The following is a 17405-nucleotide window of genomic DNA, read 5'->3' on the forward strand; positions in this document are numbered from 1 at the left end:
TTGCCCGGAGCGCGGACAGGCGCTCCGTCGGGCCTGCGCGAGGACATTGGATGAAACCCTGGTTGACCCTGGTCGGCATCGGTGAAGACGGCTACTCCGGTCTGGGCAAGGCCGCGCGCCGAGCCTTGCTGGCGGCCACGCGTATCGTCGGTGCGCCGCGTCAGCTGGCGTTGCTGCCGCCGTGCATCAGCGGCGCGCGGGAAACCTGGCCGAGCCCCTTCGATCTGCAACCACTGCTGGCACGCCGCGGCGAGGCTGTGTGCGTGCTGGCCAGCGGCGACCCGATGTTCTACGGCGTTGGCGCCAGCCTGGCGCGGCAGCTGCCCGCCGACGAGCTGCAGGTGCTACCGGCGCCGTCTTCTGTGTCGCTGGCGGCGGCGCGCCTGGGTTGGCCGCTGCAGGAGCTGGAGGTGGTGTCGCTGGTCGGGCGGCCGCTGGCCACGCTCAATGCGCGGCTGTTTCCTGGCGTGCGCCTGCTGGTCTTGAGCGCCGATGGAGGCACGCCGGCGCAGGTTGCCGAAGCCTTGCGTGCGCGAGGTTTCGGCGCCAGCCGCCTGACCCTGCTGGAGCACCTCGGCGGCCCTGACGAGCGCCGTGTCGAAGGCTTGGCCGCGAGTTGGGCGTTGCCGCGAGGCGCCGATCTCAACCTGCTGGCGCTGGAATGTCTGGCCGACGCCGATGCCCAGTTGTTGCCGCCGACCTGCGGCCTGCCGGACGACGCCTATCGCCATGACGGGCAACTGACCAAGCGCGACGTACGCGCTGTCACCCTGGCGCGCCTGGCGCCATTACCCGGCGAGCTGCTGTGGGATGTCGGCGCCGGCAGCGGTTCCATCGGCATCGAGTGGATGCGCGCGCATCCGGCCTGCCGCGCCCTCGCCATCGAGGCCAACGACGGCCGCCAGGCGCATATCCGCCATAACCGCGATGCCCTGGGTGTACCCGGCCTGCAACTGGTCGCCGGGCATGCACCCGAGGCGCTGGCCGGGCTGCCGGCGCCGGATGCGATCTTCATCGGCGGTGGCGTCACCGTACCCGGCGTACTGCAGCAGTGCTGGGCCGCGCTCAAGCCTGGCGGGCGGCTGCTGGCCAATGCGGTGACCATCCAGAGCGAAGCGGCGCTGGTGGCCTTCCGCGAACAGCAGGGCGGCGAACTGCTGCGCCTGACGGTGGCGCAGGCGCAACCGCTGGGCGGCTTCGACACCTGGCGCGCGGCGCTGCCGATCACCCTGCTGGCGGTGCGCAAACCGTGAGTGCGCGCATTCTGCTGCTTGGTGGCACCACCGAGGCGCTGCGTCTGGCGCGGCGCCTGGGGGGGGATACGATCTACAGCCTGGCCGGCCTCGGCCGTGTGCCGAATGACCTGGCCTGCCGTGTGCGTGTCGGCGGCTTCGGTGGCGTCGAGGGGATGGCGAATTTCATCGCCGGCGAAGGCATCGAACTGCTGCTCGATCTGACCCATCCCTACGCCGCACAGATCAGCGCCAATGCCGCCGCCGCTGCCGGTTTGGCGGGTGTACCGTGCTGGGCGCTGCGGCGTTCCGGCTGGCAGGCAGGCACCGGCGATGACTGGCGCGAGGTGGACGGTTGGGATGACTTGGTGACGGCGCTGGCGCCGTTCCGGCGGCCGTTCTTCACCTCCGGGCGCGAGCCGCTGGCCCATCTGCATGAGATTCCCGCGCATCAGCACTGGACCGTGCGCTGCTTGCAGCGCGAGCCGGCGCCGCCGCGCGCCGAGGTGATCGGCGCGCGCGGGCCGTTCAGCCTGGAGGATGAGCGCGCGCTGTTCGCGCGCATCCGCTGCGACGTGCTGGTGAGCAAGAACAGCGGCAGCGCCTCCACCGAGCCCAAGTTGCAGGTCGCCCGCGAGCTGGGCCTGCCAGTGCTGTTGTTGCGCCGTCCCGAATTGCCGGCTGTGACGCGCGAGTTCACCGAACCGGACGCCCTGTGGGAGGCGTTGCAGGCTTTCCTCTAGGAGCCCCGCCCCGGGGCGAAGCCTTGCTTTGTCCATTCTTCTGTATTCGCCGCGAGGCGCGGCTCCTACAAAGCGAGATCGATGTGGTGGACGCGAAAAGCGAAATCCACCCTACGCCTGTGTTGCGTTAATTCCGTAGGGTGCGCCGCGCGCACCGGGCTTTCTATCACCTGCCGGATTGCCTCCGGACCACGACGCGCTGCTAGACTGCCGGCCCGTTTTGGAGACCGACATGAGCCAAACCCCTTACGCCCGCGTTCTGTTCATCGGCCCCGGCCTTAGCCGTGGAGCTTCTGCCGAGCGTTTGCAGCAGCGCATCCTGGCGCTGCTGGGCGAGGCGCATCTGGCTGATACGGAGCAGGACGGCTTCTGGCTGGCCATCGATCAGGCGCCGCGCCCACTGCTGGTGGTCGATCTGGAGCCGCGCGTCGACGCCGCACACCGCGACTGGCTGCGTGAACGCATCGCTGAGCGCGGTGACGGGGAGCAGGTGTTCGTGATTTGCACGGCCATGGAGGATGCCTGGCTCGATGGCCTGGGGGCGTTGCTCGAGCAGCGTGACGCACATCTTCCCTGCAGCGATGTGCCCGCTGTGCCGGAGCACCACGCCTGGTCGCAGATTCCGCCACATGCGCAGCGCCTGCTGCTGTGCAACGGCCCGCGCTGCACACGCAAGGGCGCGCTGGGGCTGTGGAAAACTCTGCGCCAGCGACTCAAGGCGGCGGGCAGGCTGGAGTGCGAGGGCGGGGTGCATATCACCCGCAGCCAGTGCCAGTTCCCCTGCGATCTGGGCCCGACCGCGAGCCTTTATCCACAGGGTGAGTGGTATGGCATCAAGGACGAGGCGGCAGTCATTCGCCTGGTCGACGAGCGCCTGGTGGCGGGCAGGGCGCTGCCGGAGTTGCGGATCGATAAGCAGGCATGAGGTTAATGTTTATCAGATAACGCATCCCGATGCCGCTGGGCGTAGGGGCCCCGCCCCGGGTGGAGCCGCGTCGTACGCGATTCACGGCGGGGCGCCGCTCCTTCAGGTTCGGCGCACAAGGTTTAACGGACTGGCAGCGAGCATGCGGCTCGGAGTGTTTGCCGCTGATGCGCAATGCCGCCCAGCCGCTCATACGGCAAGCAGTCGCCAGCAAAGTGTCCTCACATAGGCCCGCGCCTTGACTTGAACGGGTGTGGGTGGTCATATCCGCCCCCGCTTCAGGTGTCTCACGCCGCCGCGCGTGAGGTGAAACGGGAAGTCGGTTGAAGTCCGACGCTGCCCCCGCAACGGTAAGCGAGCGACCGCATCTATACGCCACTGTGCGCCACGCGCATGGGAAGGCGATGCGTTCATGACCCTCGCAAGCCCGGAGACCGGCCTGGAGTCACTCTGTCTGGCAACCCGCGGTGGGCGGGCGTTGACTCCAGTAGGGCGCGTTCGTGCTCCTGTCTGTCGTTGCGCATTTCCATCGGATTGCCGTGCCTTGTCCTTTGACGATGGAACTCTTATGGCGCGCCATTTCCGCTTCAACAACCCTTTATTTCAGGGCGTCCTGCACCAGCCAAGTGGCCGGGTAGAGCGGCTGCAAAAACCGATAATGTTATGTTATAACAATAACATTATGCCTTCCGACCATGACCCCTCGCTGTCATCACACGCCGATGAGCGCATGGGCCTGGTGCCGGCGAGGTCGGTTTCCCCGCGCAAATCTGGACGTTCTGCCGTGTCTCACTCCCCGTTGTATTGCTCCTTGCCACTCGCATTGGCGTTTGGCGGCTTGGCCGTGGCCAGCGAAGATCCCGTCGACCTACCCGAGTTGACTGTCCAGGCCAGGACTCTGCAGGAGGGTGAAAGTACGCTGCGTACGCCCACCACGGCCGGTTCGCGCCTCGATCTGCCGGCCCTGCAAACGCCCGCCAGCACCACCAGCCTGAGTGGCGCGCAGGTGCGCGAGCGTAACAACCTGACGCTGCAGGATGCTGTGACCCGCACGCCCGGCATCAGCTTCGTCGGCAGCCCCGGCAACGGCGGCACGGCGCTGTCGGCGCGCGGCTTCACCGGCCACTCGGCGACCATGCAGCTGTATGACGGCACCCGCCAGTACGTCGGTGCCGGCACCGTGACCTTTCCGGTGGACACTTGGTCGGTGGCGCGCATCGACGTGCTGCGCGGCCCGGCCTCGGTGCTTTACGGCGAGGGTGCGACTGGCGCGGTGATCAATGTGCTGCCGAAGAAGCCGTTCGCGGGCGAGATCCGCAACCAGCTGCGCCTCGGCTACGGCAGCGACGACCGCCGCCAGGCCGCGCTGGACAGCGGCGGCTCGCTGAGCGACGCGCTGAGCTATCGCTTCAATATCAACCAGCAGGCCAGCAATGGTTGGGTCGACCGTGGTGATTCCGCGAGCCTGGCGATCAGTGCCGCGCTGCGCTGGGAGGCCAGTGATGCGCTGAGCTTCACCCTGTCCCACGATCACGGCGACCAGGACCCTGAGCGCTACCTCGGCACGCCGCTGGTCGATGGCAAGTTTCGCGAGAGCCTGCGCGAGCGCAACTACAACGTCGATGATGCCGAGATCCGCTACAACGACCAGATCACCCGTCTGGTGACCGATTGGCGCATCAGCGATGCGCTGACGGCAAGCAACCAGCTCTACTACATCAAGACCCAGCGCTACTGGCGCAACGCCGAGGCCTACCGTTGGCAGCCGGGCGACAGGGTCGAGCGCAGCGAGTTCTACAACATCAAGCACACCCAGGAGCAGCTCGGAGACCGCCAGAGCTTCACCCTCGACCACGACCTGTTCGGTCTCGACAGCCGCACCGTGGTCGGCGTGGATTACAACCGCATCCATTTCGCCCGCCAGCACGATTTCGCCAGCAGCTTCAGCGACAGCGTGCCATTGGCCGGCTCCGGCGGCGGTCAGTACCAGAGCACCGACCCGCAGGGCTACGGCCCGCGCGAGCGCAACCTGGCGCGGCAGTTTTCGCTGTTCGCCGAGAACCGTACCCAGCTGACCGAGCGCCTGTCGCTGGTCACCGGTGTGCGTCGCGATCAGGTGCATATCCAGCGTGATGCGCTGGTCGATGGCAGCCGTGCGGATCGCAGCCTGAGTGGCGATAACTGGCGCGCCGGTCTGGTCTTCGCCCTGACCCCGGAGCTGTCGCTGTACGGCCAGTACGCCACCAGCACCGAGGGGGTGAACAACCTGCTGACGCTCAACGTTGCCCAGCAGAGCTACGACCTGGCCGAGGCCAAGCAAACGGAGATCGGTCTCAAGCAGGCATTCTGGAACGGGCAGGGCGAGTGGACGCTGGCCGCCTACCATATCGTCAAGGAGAAGCTGCTGAGCCAGACCACCGCCAGCGCCACTGCCGAGCAGATCGGCGAGCAGTCTTCCGACGGCCTGGAAGCGACGCTGGAGCTGGCGCTCGATGGCGGTTGGCAGGTGGCGGCCAACGCGGCTTTCATCCGTGCCCGCTATGACGACTTCAAGCAGAGCGTTGGCGGCGTGCTGCTTGACCGCAGCGGCAAGCGCCCGACCAATGTGCCCCGGCGCACCGCCAACCTGTGGCTGAGCAAGGACCTGGGGCAGGGTGTAGATGTCGGCATCGGCGCGCGCTATGTCGACGCCCGCTACGCCGACACGGCCAACACCGCCAAGGTGCCGGGCTACACCGTGGTCGATGCCAATATCGGCTGGCAGGCACTGCCCGATGTTCGCCTGGGGCTGGAGTTGAACAACCTGTTCGATCGCCAGTACGCCACCACGGCCAGCAGCGACGGCGAGCAGTGGTACCTGGGGGCGCCGCGCTCGTTCTTCGTCACCGCGGACTACAGCTTCTGATGCGACCGCGTCTGCACCTTAGTGGGCTGGCCTGGTCGCCGGACGGTCAGCGTACCTTGCTCGATGGTATCGACCTGCAGCTCGCTGACGGCGAGCTGCTCGGCCTGATCGGTCCCAACGGCAGTGGCAAGACCAGCTTGCTGCGCTGCGCCTATCGCTATCAGCGGCCCAGCGCCGGCAGCGTCGAGCTGGACGGCGAGGCGCTGTGGCAGCGCTCGCCACGCTGGAGCGCGCAGCGCGTGGCGGTGGTGCTGCAGGAGTTCCCGCAGGACTTCGGCCTGCGTGTGCACGAGGTGGCAGCGATGGGGCGTACGCCGCACAAGGGCTTGTTCGACTGTGACGATGCCGAGGATCAGCGCCTGGTCGAGCAAGCGCTGGCGCGGGTCGGTCTGAGCGAACTGGCGCAGCAGAATTTCGCCCGCCTGTCCGGTGGCGAGAAGCAGCGCGCCCTGCTCGCCCGCGCGCTGGTGCAGCAGCCGCAACTGCTGATTCTCGACGAGCCGACTAACCACCTCGACCCGCGTTACCAGCTCGAACTGCTACGCCAGATCAAATCACTGGGGCTGGCGACGTTGGCCAGTTTTCACGACCTCAATCTGGCGGCGGCGTTCTGTGACCGCCTGTGCGTGCTGGACCAGGGGCGCCTGGTGGCTGCCGGCACACCGGCCGAGGTGCTGAGCGCCGAGTTGCTGCAACAGGTGTTCGGTGTACAGGCACTGGTCGATACCCATCCACTGGCGGGACACCCGCGTATTACCTGGATCGTTTGATGAGTTTGTGCCATTCGCGGCTGAAGCCGCTCCGACCCACGCTCGTGCTCTCGGCGCTGCTGCTGGCCAGCCCCGCCTGGGCCGTGACCGTCAGCAGTTGCGAGCGCCAGGTGACCATCGACCAGCCGCCGCAGCGGGCGGTCAGCCATGACGTCAACATGACCGCCATGCTCCTGGCCCTGGGACTGAAAGAGCGCATGGCCGGCTATACCGGGATCAGCGGCTGGAAGACCCTCGACCCTGCGATGCGCGAGCAGCTCGAGGGGCTGCCCGAACTGGCCGCCCGCTACCCCTCGCTGGAGAACCTGCTGGGCGCCGGTACCGACTTCGTATTCGCCGGCTGGAACTACGGCATGCGCATCGGCGGCGAGCTTACCCCTGGCAGCCTGGCGCGCTTCAATATCCCGGTCTACGAACTGAGCGAGTCCTGCGCCCACGTCATGCCGCAGCGGGTCGCCCGCCTCGATGATGTGTACACCGACCTGCACAACCTGGGCCGCATCTTCGCCGTCGAGGAGCGGGCCGATGCCCTGGTGCAGGTGATGCAGAGACGGGTCGCGGCGGTGCAGGCACGGCTGGGCGCGCAGCCGACGCGGCCGCGTGTGTTCGTCTATGACAGCGGTGAGGACCTGCCCTTCAGCGCCGGGCGTCTGGGCATGCCGCAGCCGCTGATCGAGGCCGCCGGTGGGCGCAACGTGATGGACGGCGTGGCCGGCAGCTGGGTCAAGGTCGGTTGGGAATCGGTGGTCGAAGAGGACCCCGAACTGATCCTGATCGTCGACTACGGCGAGCGCACGGCGGCGCAAAAGCGCGATTTCCTGCTGCAGCATCCGGCCCTGCAAGGGGTGACGGCGATCCGCGATCAGCGCTTCGTGGTATTGCCCTATCTGGCGGTCACGCCAAGCCTGGACAATGCGGCCGCCGTCGAGACGCTTGCCGCTGCGCTGCATCCTGAGGCGTTCGCTCCATGAGCCGTTATCGCCTGCTGCTGCTTGGCCTGGTTGCGCTGCTGACGTTGTCCTGCGCGTTGTCGCTGGCATTCGGTGCGGCGCGGGTCGAGCTGGGTCAGGTGCTGACGATCCTTGCGCAGCACCTGTTCGGCATGGCGCCCGAGATGCCCGTCAGCAGCGCTCAGGACAGTATCGTCTGGCAATTGCGCGCGCCTCGTGTGCTGCTCGGCGCGCTGGTCGGTGCCGGACTGGCGTTGGTCGGCACGGTGCTGCAGGCGGTGACGCGCAACCCCCTGGCTGACCCGCATCTGCTCGGCGTCAGTTCCGGCGCGGCCTTCGGTGCGGTACTCGTGGTGCTGTATCTGGGCGAGTTCGCCGGTCTGCTCAGCCTGCCCTTGGCGGCCTTCGTCGGCGCGCTGGCGAGCATGCTGCTGGTGCTGGCCATCGCCAGCCGCAGCGGCCGGCTGGAAAGTGATCGCCTGCTGCTGGCCGGGGTTGCGGTGTCCTTCGTGATGATGGCGGCGAGCAACCTGCTGCTGTACCTGGGCAATCCGCATGCGGCCAGTTCGGTATTGTTCTGGATGCTTGGCGGCCTCGGTCTGGCGCGCTGGGAGTTGCTCTGGCTGCCGGCGCTGTGCCTGCTGTTGGCGCTGGCGGTGCTGCTCGGCCTGGGCCGCGCATTGAACGCGCTAATGGCCGGCGAGCAGAGTGCGGTGAGCCTGGGCCTCGAACCGCGCCGGGTGCGGTTGCTGGTGTTCGTGGTGGCGTCCCTGCTCACCGGTGTGCTGGTATCGCTGTCCGGTGCCATCGGCTTCGTCGGCCTGATGCTGCCGCATGTGGCGCGCTTTCTGGTCGGTGCCGAGCACCGTCGCCTGCTGCCGGTGGCGGCATTGCTCGGCGCAACGTTTCTGGTCTGGGTCGACGTGGCCGCACGCACCTGGCTGGCGCCGCAGGATCTGCCCATCGGCATCGTCACCGCCGCCATTGGCGGGGTGTTCTTCGTGGCCTTGCTCAGGCGCCGCTAGTCGTCGGAATCGAACCTGGGCCGGCTGCTCCGGTCATCTGCTTCAGGCTCCATCACAGCTGATCAGGAGGGATGACCATGCTCGCGCACCTGCCCACTGCACTTCGTGATCTGCAACTGCCGCTGCGCCTGAGGCTGTGGGACGGCAACCAGATCGATCTGGGGCCGCAGCCGCGGGTGACGCTGGTGGTGAAGGACCCCAGTCTGGTCACGCAATTGGCCCATCCCAGCCTGGATGCGTTGGGCGCCGCCTATGTCGAAGGCCGGGTGGATCTGGAAGGCCCCATCGAAGAAGCCATCGAAGTCGGTGACGCGCTGAGTACGGCGCTGCTGGGCGACGAGCCCGCTCCCTCGGAGCTGTATACCGCGCATGACAAGCGCAGCGATGCCGAGGCCATCAGTTATCACTACGATCTTTCCAATGAGTTCTACCGCCTGTGGCTGGACCGCGACATGGTCTATTCCTGCGCCTACTTCGAAACTGGCGAGGAAGAGCTGGATCAGGCCCAGCAGGCCAAGTTGCGTCATCTGTGCCGCAAGCTGCGCCTGCAACCCGGTGACCGGCTGCTCGACGTCGGTTGCGGCTGGGGCGGCCTGGCACGCTTCGCCGCACGTGAATTCGAGGCCGAGGTGTACGGCATCACCCTCAGCAAGGCGCAGCTGGAGCTTGGCTTGCAGCGCGTGGCCGAGGAGGGGCTGGAAGGGCGCGTCACCCTGGAGTTGCTCGATTACCGCGACCTGCCGCAGGACGGCCGTTTCGACAAGGTGGTCAGCGTGGGCATGTTCGAACATGTCGGCCACGCCAATCTGGCCCTTTACTGCCAGCGCCTGTTCGGGGCGGTCAAGGCCGGCGGCCTGGTGATGAATCACGGCATCACCTCGCGTTTCACCGATGGCCGCCCGGTTGGCCGCGGGGCTGGGGAGTTCATCGACCGCTACGTGTTTCCGCAGGGCGAGTTACCGCATCTGGTGACCATCGCCACGGCGATCAGCGAAGCGGGGCTGGAGATCGTCGATGTGGAGAGCTTGCGCTTGCACTACGCGCGCACCCTGCACCTGTGGAGCCAGGGCCTGGAGCGTCAACTGCAGAAGGCCGCGCAGTGGGTCCCGGAAAAGTCCCTGCGCATCTGGCGCCTGTATCTGGCCGGCTGCGCCTATGGCTTCCAGCACGGCTGGATGAACCTGCATCAGATACTGGCGGTGAAACCGCGCGACGACGGCAGTCACGATCTGCCCTGGACGCGTGCCGATCTGTACGCCTGATGCAGTAACATGCGGCTTGTCTCGATCCCGCGAGCCGCATCATGTCTTTGCCGCAGCGCCCCCGTTATCGCGTTCTGTTAACCGTTCTGGCGATTCTCGTCGGCCTGCTGCTGAGCGTCTGGCTGGGCGGGCGCTACGCCGAACGAAGGGCCTGGGATGAGCGCAGCGTCGAGGCCCGTGGCCAGCTGCAGCTCTATGCGCAGTCGATCCGTACCCTGGTCGAGCGTTTCAGCTCGGTGCCCGAGGTGCTGGCGCTGGACAGCGATATTCGCAGCCTGCTGCGCGCGCCTCATGACCGTCAACTGCGCCTGGCGTTGAACCAGCGTCTGGAGCGCCTGAACGCCGCTGCCGGTTCCACCGTGCTGTACCTGCTCGATGCCCGTGGCGAAACCCTGGTGGCCAGCAACTGGCGCGACTGGAGCAGCTTCGTCGGCAACAACTATGCGTTTCGCCCGTACTTTCAGAACGCCGTGCGCAACGGTGGCGCACGCTACTTCGCGGTCGGTGTGACCACCGGGATTCCCGGTTATTTCCTCTCTCATGTGGTGCGCGGTGACGACGGCGAGCTGCTTGGCGTGCTGGTGGTCAAGCTGGAGCTGGAGGATCTGCAGCGCGAGTGGGTCGGCCAGCCCGGTGTGCTGCTGGTCGCCGACAGCTACCAGGTGGTGATCCTCAGCAACAAGCCGGCCTGGCGCTTCCGCGCATTGCAGCCGCTGGACGAGCAGGCACGGGCCGAACTGGTGGAGGTGCGCCGCTACGCCGAGCAGGCCCTGCAACCGCTGACGCACCGGGTGCACCGGCGTATCGACGAGGAGGCCGACTGGGCGCGGGTCGACGGCCCCGACGGCAATCACGATTACCTCTGGCAACGTCTGGTCATGCCCGAGGAGGGCTGGACCCTGCACCTGCTCAGTGAGCCTGCGGGGCTGGCCGACAGCGTGCGCAGCTACCGCCTGGCCGCCGCCGGGGTGTGGATGACCCTGGCCTTCCTGCTGTTGTTCCTCGCCCAGCGGCGCAAGAACCAGCGTTTGCAGGCCGGTATTCGTGAGCGCCTGGAGCGGGAGGTGGCACTGCGTACCGCCGAGCTGCGCGAAGCCCAGGACGGCCTGGTGCATGCCGCCAAGATGGCCGCATTGGGGCAGATGTCGGCGGCCCTGGCGCACGAGATCAACCAGCCGCTGACCGCTCTGCAGATGCAGCTCGGCAGCCTGCGCCTGCTGCTCGACAGCGGTCGTCCGGAGGCGGTGCACGAGGGCCTGCAACGCATCGACGGTCTGCTGCAACGCATGGCCGCGCTGACTGGCCACCTGAAAACCTTCGCCCGCAAGACCCCGGCCGGACTCAGCGAGCGCCTGTGCCTCGGTGACGTGCTGGAGCAGGCCCTGCAATTGCTGGCGCCGCGCATGCGCAGCGAGCAGGTGGAGCTGCGCACCCAGGTCGACGGCGAGGCGGAAGTGCTGGGTGACGCCATCCGTATCGAACAGGTCATCCTCAACCTGCTGCACAACGCGTTGGATGCCATGCTCGACAGCGACTCGCGCATCCTGCTGGTACGCATCCGTCGTGACGGCGCCAGCTGTGTGCTGAGTGTCGAGGACAGCGGCGGCGGTATCGCCGAAGAGGCACTCGGTCGTGTGTTCGAGCCCTTCTTCACCACCAAGCCGGTGGGCCAGGGGTTGGGCCTCGGTCTGGCGGTGTCCTACGGCATCGTCCGTGACCTCGGCGGCGTGCTGGAGGCGCACAACGGCGAGCACGGTGCGGTATTCACCCTGAAGCTGCCGGCCGCGCCCTAGGGCGCACACCTCCGTTAATGCGTCGCGGCTGGTGCGCCGTGCGCACCGGTTTTCAGCGAAAACGTGCGCTCCCTCGCGGCCACCCCCGAACTATTGCAATCCGTGGGCGCAGTCTCATCGTCAGTGCTTCCCCCTGATTGCATCCGGGCTACACTGCCTGCCGTTTTCATCAGGAGGTGCCATGAGCGCTCAGGTCATAGTGGTCGACGACGAAGCGGCGATTCGCGAGGCGGTCCAGCAATGGCTGGAGCTGTCGGGGTTCACGGTGCGCGCCTGTGCCAGCGCGGCCGAAGCCCTGGCCCTGGTCGACCGTGACTTCCCCGGCATCGTCGTCAGCGATGTGCGTATGCCCGGCAGTGACGGCCTGCAACTGCTCGACAAGTTGCTGCAGGTGGACACCGACCTGCCGGTGATTCTGGTCACCGGCCATGGCGACGTGCCGATGGCGGTGCAGGCGTTGCGCACCGGTGCCTATGATTTCATCGAGAAGCCCTTCACCCCTGAGCGCCTGCTCGACAGCGTGCGCCGCGCGCTGGATAAGCGCCGTCTGGTCTGCGAGAACCGCCAGCTGCGTCAGCAGGTCGCCGACAAGGGACGTATCGAAAGCCAGCTGATCGGCATGTCGCGCGCGATGGAAAACCTGCGGCGGCAGATCCTCGAACTGGCCGGTACCTCGGTCAACGTGCTGATTCGTGGCGAAACCGGTAGCGGCAAGGAGCGCGTGGCGCGCTGCCTGCACGATTTCAGTCCGCGTGCCGGCAAGGCCTTCGCCGCGCTGAACTGTGCGGCGATTCCCGAGACCATCTTCGAAAGCGAGCTGTTCGGCCACGAGAGTGGTGCCTTCACCGGGGCCCAGGCCAAACGCATCGGCCGTATCGAGCATGCCGACGGCGGCACGCTGTTTCTCGACGAGGTGGAGAGCCTGCCGCTGGCGCAGCAGGTCAAGCTTTTGCGCGTGCTGCAGGAGAAGACCCTGGAACGCCTCGGTTCGAACAAGAGCATTCAGGTCGACCTGCGGGTGATCAGCGCCGCCAAGCCGGACCTGCTCGATGAGGTCAAGGCGGGCCGCTTCCGCGAGGACCTGGTGTACCGCCTCAACGTCGCCACCCTGCATATCCCGCCGCTGCGTGAACGGCGTGAGGACATCCCGCTGCTGTTCGAGCATTTCGCCCAGGAGGCGGCCAAGCGCCACGGGCGCGAAGCGCCGCCGCTGGCGCCCAGCGAACTGGCGCGCCTGCTCGGCCACGATTGGCCGGGCAACGTGCGCGAGCTGATCAACGCAGCCGAGCGTCATGCCCTGGGCCTGTCCAGCCCGCCGCCGGCGGAGCGCTTCGCCGGTCAGGCACTGGCGCAGCAGATGGAGGCCTTCGAGGCGCAGTGTCTGCACAACGCCCTGCTGCACTGCCAGGGCAACATCACTGCGGTGATGGAGATGCTGCAGCTGCCACGCCGCACCCTCAACGAGAAGATGCAGCGCCATGGCCTGGCGCGCGGTGACTATCTGCCGGGTGGCGAGGAGTAGGCCGGCGCGACGTAGGTAGGGTGCGCCGTGCGCACCAGGCAAATAGTTTGGTATCTGCGGTGCGCATGGCTCACCCTACGGGCAGGCAACCCTGATCGCCCTGACCTGTGGGAGCCCCGCCCCGGGGCGAAGCTTTTGGCTAGCCTCGGTGGCCACCATTCGCCGCGGGTGCGGCTCCCACAAGGGGGACTCGATAAGCGGATTTTTGCCTACTGCGTCACAGGTGTCGGCGGTTTCTCGCTCAGTGACCGGATAGTCGCTGAATGGAAACCCTCTACCTCGGGCTTTTCAGGCTCTGGCACGGCATCTGCTATAGCTATGGCAGCCGCGCAGCATCTTGCCGACGTGGCGACCATAACAACGACAAGAGGTCAGCCCATGAACTGCCATGCCCCTCGCACCATGCCGCACTCGCCGCTTTGCATGGGCCGCCTCCGCACCGCGCTTGCCGCGGCTCTTGTCCCACGCTGCACCCTGCGCCGCTGATCGCGCACCGCCGATGACGCCAGGCTGGCGTCGTCTAGAGTGAAACTCTGCATAAAGCCATAACAACGACGGAGATACTTCCATGCGACTGACCAAGAAAATCAGCCTGTTCGCCGCTGCTGCGGCCATCACTGCCAGCACCGCCGTGCTCGCTGCGCCGACCTTCATCAACGTGCTCACTGGCGGTACCAGTGGCGTGTACTACCCGATCGGTGTTGCCCTGTCGCAGCTGTACAGCAACGGCATCGAAGGCTCCAAGACCTCGGTCCAGGCGACCAAGGCCTCGGTGGAAAACCTCAACCTGCTGCAGGCCGGTCGTGGTGAGCTGGCCTTCGCCCTGGGTGACTCGGTAGCCGATGCCTGGAACGGCGTGGAAGATGCTGGCTTCAAGGCGCCGCTGAAGAAAATCCGCGCCATCGCCGGTACCTACCCGAACTACATCCAGATCGTCGCCAACGCCGAATCCGGCATCAAGACCCTGGAAGACCTCAAGGGCAAGCGCATCTCCGTCGGCGCGCCGAAATCCGGCACCGAGCTCAACGCGCGCGCCATCTTCAAGGCTGCTGGCCTGACCTACGAGGACATGGGCAAGGTCGAATTCCTGCCGTATGCCGAGTCGGTCGAGCTGATCAAGAACCGTCAGCTGGATGCCACCCTGCAGTCCTCCGGTCTGGGCATGGCGGCCATTCGTGACCTGGCCTCGACCATGAAGATCAGCTTCGTTTCCATTCCGGCCGATGTGACCGCGAAGATCGACAACGCTGCCTACCAGGCCGCCACCATCCCGGCCGGCACCTACGACGGTCAGGACGCCGACGTGCCCACCGTGGCCATCACCAACATCCTGGTCAGCCACGAAGGCGTCTCCGACGAAGTGGCCTACCAGATGACCAAGCTGATGTTCGACAACCTCGATCGCCTGGGCACTGCTCACTCCGCGGCCAAGGACATCAAGCTGGAAACTGCCACCAAGAACCTGCCGATCCCGCTGCACCCGGGTGCTGAGCGCTTCTACAAGGAAGCCGGCGCGCTGTAACGACGGTTCAGGCCGTGGCGTGAGTTGCGGCCTGATCGCTCTGCATCCACGCTGACCTTGCTGTTGTAGGAGCGGCTTCAGCCGCGATGTCCGCGAGCAGATCGCGGCTGAAACCGCTCCTACAGCGCAATGGCCAGAACCCCCAGAATCGCGAATAAAACCGGCGTTCATGGACGGTGGGTTTTGTTGGCGACTCTGCCTCCGCAATCGAAGTAGTCATGAGGTTTGCACTCCATGAGTGAACAGAACAACGGCCTGGCTGCCAGCCCGTCCGACTGGCCGAAGGCGCTCTTCGCCGTCGCGCTGCTGTTTTCCATCTTCCAGATCATCACGGCGGCCTTCCACCCCGTGTCGACCCAGGTGCTGCGTGCGGTGCACGTGGGCTTCCTGTTGCTGCTGGTATTCATCAGCTATCCGGCGCTGGGCAAGGGCCGTCCTTGGCAGCCGCTGGCCTGGCTGCTGGGTCTGGCCGGCATGGCCACGGCCATCTACCAGTGGTACTTCGAGGCAGACCTGATCCAGCGTTCCGGTGACCTGACCACGGCCGACATGATCATCGGCCTGACCCTGATCGTGCTGGTATTCGAAGCCGCGCGCCGGGTCATGGGCATCGCTCTGCCGATCATCTGCGCGCTGTTCCTGGCCTACGGCATGCTCGGTCAGTACCTGCCGGGTGATCTGATGCACCGCGGCTACGGCATCGATCAGCTGGTCAACCAGCTGTCGTTCGGCACCGAAGGCCTGTACGGCACGCCGACTTACGTGTCGGCCACCTACATCTTCCTGTTCATCCTGTTCGGCGCCTTCCTCGAGCAGGCCGGGATGATCAAGCTGTTCACCGACTTCGCCATGGGCCTGTTCGGCCACAAGGTCGGTGGCCCGGCCAAGGTCTCGGTGGTGTCGTCCGCGCTGATGGGGACCATCACCGGTTCCGGCGTGGCCAACGTGGTCACCACCGGCCAGTTCACCATTCCGCTGATGAAGCGCTTCGGCTACCGCCCGGCGTTCGCCGGTGGTGTCGAGGCCACCTCGTCGATGGGTAGCCAGATCATGCCGCCGATCATGGGCGCCGTGGCCTTCATCATGGCCGAGACCATCAACGTGCCATTCTTCGAGGTGGCCAAGGCCGCCCTGATTCCGGCCGTTCTGTACTTCGGTTCGGTGTTCTGGATGGTTCACCTGGAAGCCAAGCGCGCCAACCTGCGCGGCTTGCCCAAGGAGGAATGCCCGAACCCGTGGAAGTCCGTGCGTGAGCGCTGGTTCCTGCTGATCCCGCTGTTCATCCTCATCTACCTGCTGTTCTCCGGGCGCACGCCGCTGTTCTCCGGCACCGTCGGTCTGGCGCTGACCGCCATGGTCATCCTCGGCTCGGCGATCATCCTGCGGGTATCGTCCAAGGTCATGCGCTTCGCCTTCTGGATCGCCCTCGGCGTGCTCTGCGCCGGTTTCTTCCAGCTGGGGATCGGTGTGGTGTTCGGCGTCATCGCCGCGCTGGTGGCGGTGTGCTGGTTCGTCAAAGGTGGCCGCGAGACCCTGACTTTGTGCCTGCACGCGCTGGTCGAAGGCGCGCGCCATGCTGTACCGGTGGGGATCGCCTGCGCCCTGGTCGGGGTGATCATCGGTGTGGTGTCGCTGACCGGGGTGGCTTCCACCTTCGCCGGCTATATCCTCGCCATCGGCCAGGACAATCTGTTCCTGTCGCTGCTGCTGACCATGCTCACCTGCCTGGTGCTGGGCATGGGCATTCCGACCATTCCCAACTACATCATCACCAGCTCGATCGCCGCGCCTGCGCTGCTCGACCTGGGCGTGCCGCTGATCGTCTCGCACATGTTCGTCTTCTACTTCGGCATCATGGCCGACCTCACGCCACCGGTGGCGCTGGCCTGCTTCGCGGCAGCGCCGATCGCCAAGGAGCGCGGCCTGAAGATCAGCCTGTGGGCGGTGCGCATCGCCATCGCCGGTTTCGTCGTGCCGTACATGGCGGTCTACTCACCGGCGCTGATGCTGCAGGGCGACAGCCTGCTGGCCACCGTTTACGTGGTGTTCAAGGCGGCGCTGGCGATCGGCATCTGGGGCGTGGTGTTCACCGGCTTCCTGCAGGCCAAGTTGACCTGGTGGGAGCGCATCCTGGGTCTGGCCGCAGGTGCCAGTCTGATTCTCGCCACGCCGATCAGCGATGAGGTCGGCTTCGCCCTCAGCGCCCTGTTCATCGGTCAGCACTTCTGGCGCGCACGTCGTGCCGAGGCTGCCGCGGCGTGATCGGTCTGTGTCTGGGCCTGGCCGGGGCGGTGTGGGCGGAGCTGCCCACACCCGAGTTCACCCTGGCCTGGACCCACACCATCGAGAAGATCCGCTGGGAAGAGGATTACCGCGTCACCGCCGAGGGCCTGGTCCTCGGTGAGGCGCGGGTCAAGGGTTCTGGCGCCGGGATGGAAATTCCCGACGGCGCCGAACTGCGCAATGGCAGCTGGCACTACCAGCGTCAGCTACCGCCTTTGCAACCCCTGCGAGTCGGGCGTACGCCCGAAGCCGGGGATTACCAACTGTGTATCGACCAGCGTTGTCGCCCGATGAGCGACTGGCTCGGCCCGCCAAAAGCGAGCCAGCCGGCGTTGGAACTCTGGAGCTGCGAACAGAGCTCCCCTGCGGCTGACGCAGGCTAGGTTCGCCACAGCGAACCCATGTTCCCGGCGCCACAAGTGCCGGCTGAAAAAGAAGGAAACCCCCATGCGGTGCAAACCGGTGGGGGTTTT

Annotated in this window: 13 protein-coding genes and 1 riboswitch; all 13 genes read left to right on the forward strand. The window is 66.4% G+C overall.

Annotation, left to right across the window (positions count from 1 at the left end; genetic code table 11):
• Positions 1–50 precede the first annotated feature (50 nt).
• The 13 genes from cbiE to ACJRW5_RS18000 all read left to right on the forward strand — a co-directional run bounded on the left by cbiE (position 51) and on the right by ACJRW5_RS18000 (position 17315).
• A complete protein-coding gene (gene cbiE / locus ACJRW5_RS17940; RefSeq protein WP_484571850.1) occupies positions 51–1253 on the forward strand; it encodes a precorrin-6y C5,15-methyltransferase (decarboxylating) subunit CbiE in 1203 nt (400 codons plus the stop codon).
• The gene (locus ACJRW5_RS17945) at positions 1250–1975 is read left to right on the forward strand and encodes a cobalt-precorrin-6A reductase (RefSeq protein ID WP_484571851.1); all 726 of its coding nucleotides are present in this window, start codon (positions 1250–1252) and stop codon (positions 1973–1975) included. The genes cbiE and ACJRW5_RS17945 overlap by 4 nt, the downstream gene beginning before the upstream one ends.
• A gap of 232 nt (positions 1976–2207) precedes the next feature.
• The gene (locus ACJRW5_RS17950; protein ID WP_484571852.1) at positions 2208–2900 is read left to right on the forward strand and encodes a (2Fe-2S) ferredoxin domain-containing protein; all 693 of its coding nucleotides are present in this window, start codon (positions 2208–2210) and stop codon (positions 2898–2900) included.
• A gap of 263 nt (positions 2901–3163) precedes the next feature.
• A riboswitch (cobalamin riboswitch) is annotated at positions 3164–3357 on the forward strand.
• Positions 3358–3684: 327 nt separating this feature from the next.
• Positions 3685–5805: a TonB-dependent receptor gene (locus ACJRW5_RS17955; RefSeq protein WP_484571853.1), complete on the forward strand. Its 2121-nt coding sequence runs from the start codon at positions 3685–3687 to the stop codon at positions 5803–5805.
• Positions 5805–6575: an ABC transporter ATP-binding protein gene (locus tag ACJRW5_RS17960; RefSeq protein WP_484571854.1), complete on the forward strand. Its 771-nt coding sequence runs from the start codon at positions 5805–5807 to the stop codon at positions 6573–6575. The genes ACJRW5_RS17955 and ACJRW5_RS17960 overlap by 1 nt, the downstream gene beginning before the upstream one ends.
• Complete coding sequence (locus ACJRW5_RS17965; RefSeq protein ID WP_484571855.1) at positions 6575–7546, forward strand: ABC transporter substrate-binding protein; 972 nt, start codon at positions 6575–6577, stop codon at positions 7544–7546. The genes ACJRW5_RS17960 and ACJRW5_RS17965 overlap by 1 nt, the downstream gene beginning before the upstream one ends.
• On the forward strand, positions 7543–8550 hold the full coding sequence (locus ACJRW5_RS17970; RefSeq protein ID WP_484571856.1) for a FecCD family ABC transporter permease: 1008 nt from the start codon (positions 7543–7545) through the stop codon (positions 8548–8550). Before ACJRW5_RS17965 ends, ACJRW5_RS17970 begins: the two co-directional genes overlap by 4 nt.
• A gap of 77 nt (positions 8551–8627) precedes the next feature.
• On the forward strand, positions 8628–9812 hold the full coding sequence (gene cfaB, locus ACJRW5_RS17975) for a C17 cyclopropane fatty acid synthase CfaB (RefSeq protein ID WP_484571857.1): 1185 nt from the start codon (positions 8628–8630) through the stop codon (positions 9810–9812).
• Positions 9813–9853: 41 nt separating this feature from the next.
• Complete coding sequence (locus ACJRW5_RS17980) at positions 9854–11605, forward strand: sensor histidine kinase (protein WP_484571858.1); 1752 nt, start codon at positions 9854–9856, stop codon at positions 11603–11605.
• A 181-nt stretch (positions 11606–11786) separates the two neighbouring features.
• Positions 11787–13127 (forward strand): sigma-54-dependent transcriptional regulator, encoded by a 1341-nt coding sequence (locus ACJRW5_RS17985; protein WP_484571859.1) that lies wholly within the window; start codon positions 11787–11789, stop codon positions 13125–13127.
• 568 nt (positions 13128–13695) lie between these two features.
• The gene (locus tag ACJRW5_RS17990; protein ID WP_484571860.1) at positions 13696–14649 is read left to right on the forward strand and encodes a TAXI family TRAP transporter solute-binding subunit; all 954 of its coding nucleotides are present in this window, start codon (positions 13696–13698) and stop codon (positions 14647–14649) included.
• A 234-nt stretch (positions 14650–14883) separates the two neighbouring features.
• Positions 14884–16911, forward strand: coding sequence for a TRAP transporter permease (locus ACJRW5_RS17995; protein WP_484571861.1), 2028 nt, complete (start codon positions 14884–14886; stop codon positions 16909–16911).
• A complete protein-coding gene (locus tag ACJRW5_RS18000) occupies positions 16908–17315 on the forward strand; it encodes a DUF1850 domain-containing protein (RefSeq protein ID WP_484571862.1) in 408 nt (135 codons plus the stop codon). The genes ACJRW5_RS17995 and ACJRW5_RS18000 overlap by 4 nt, the downstream gene beginning before the upstream one ends.
• Positions 17316–17405 lie beyond the last annotated feature (90 nt).

This window comes from Pseudomonas pichavaramensis (assembly GCF_050473265.1).
In the GTDB taxonomy this organism is placed as follows: domain Bacteria; phylum Pseudomonadota; class Gammaproteobacteria; order Pseudomonadales; family Pseudomonadaceae; genus Aquipseudomonas.

Excerpts from the sequence above, each read along its gene's own strand:
- ACJRW5_RS17965 (WP_484571855.1), top strand. The coding sequence starts at position 6,575 with ATGAGTTTGTGCCATTCGCGGCTGAAGCCGCTCCGACCCACGCTCGTG.
- ACJRW5_RS17995 (WP_484571861.1), top strand. The coding sequence starts at position 14,884 with ATGAGTGAACAGAACAACGGCCTGGCTGCCAGCCCGTCCGACTGGCCG.
- ACJRW5_RS17990 (WP_484571860.1), top strand. The coding sequence starts at position 13,696 with ATGCGACTGACCAAGAAAATCAGCCTGTTCGCCGCTGCTGCGGCCATC.
- cfaB (WP_484571857.1), top strand. The coding sequence starts at position 8,628 with ATGCTCGCGCACCTGCCCACTGCACTTCGTGATCTGCAACTGCCGCTG.
- ACJRW5_RS17960 (WP_484571854.1), top strand. The coding sequence starts at position 5,805 with ATGCGACCGCGTCTGCACCTTAGTGGGCTGGCCTGGTCGCCGGACGGT.
- ACJRW5_RS17970 (WP_484571856.1), top strand. The coding sequence starts at position 7,543 with ATGAGCCGTTATCGCCTGCTGCTGCTTGGCCTGGTTGCGCTGCTGACG.
- ACJRW5_RS17950 (WP_484571852.1), top strand. The coding sequence starts at position 2,208 with ATGAGCCAAACCCCTTACGCCCGCGTTCTGTTCATCGGCCCCGGCCTT.
- cbiE (WP_484571850.1), top strand. The coding sequence starts at position 51 with ATGAAACCCTGGTTGACCCTGGTCGGCATCGGTGAAGACGGCTACTCC.
- ACJRW5_RS17980 (WP_484571858.1), top strand. The coding sequence starts at position 9,854 with ATGTCTTTGCCGCAGCGCCCCCGTTATCGCGTTCTGTTAACCGTTCTG.
- ACJRW5_RS17985 (WP_484571859.1), top strand. The coding sequence starts at position 11,787 with ATGAGCGCTCAGGTCATAGTGGTCGACGACGAAGCGGCGATTCGCGAG.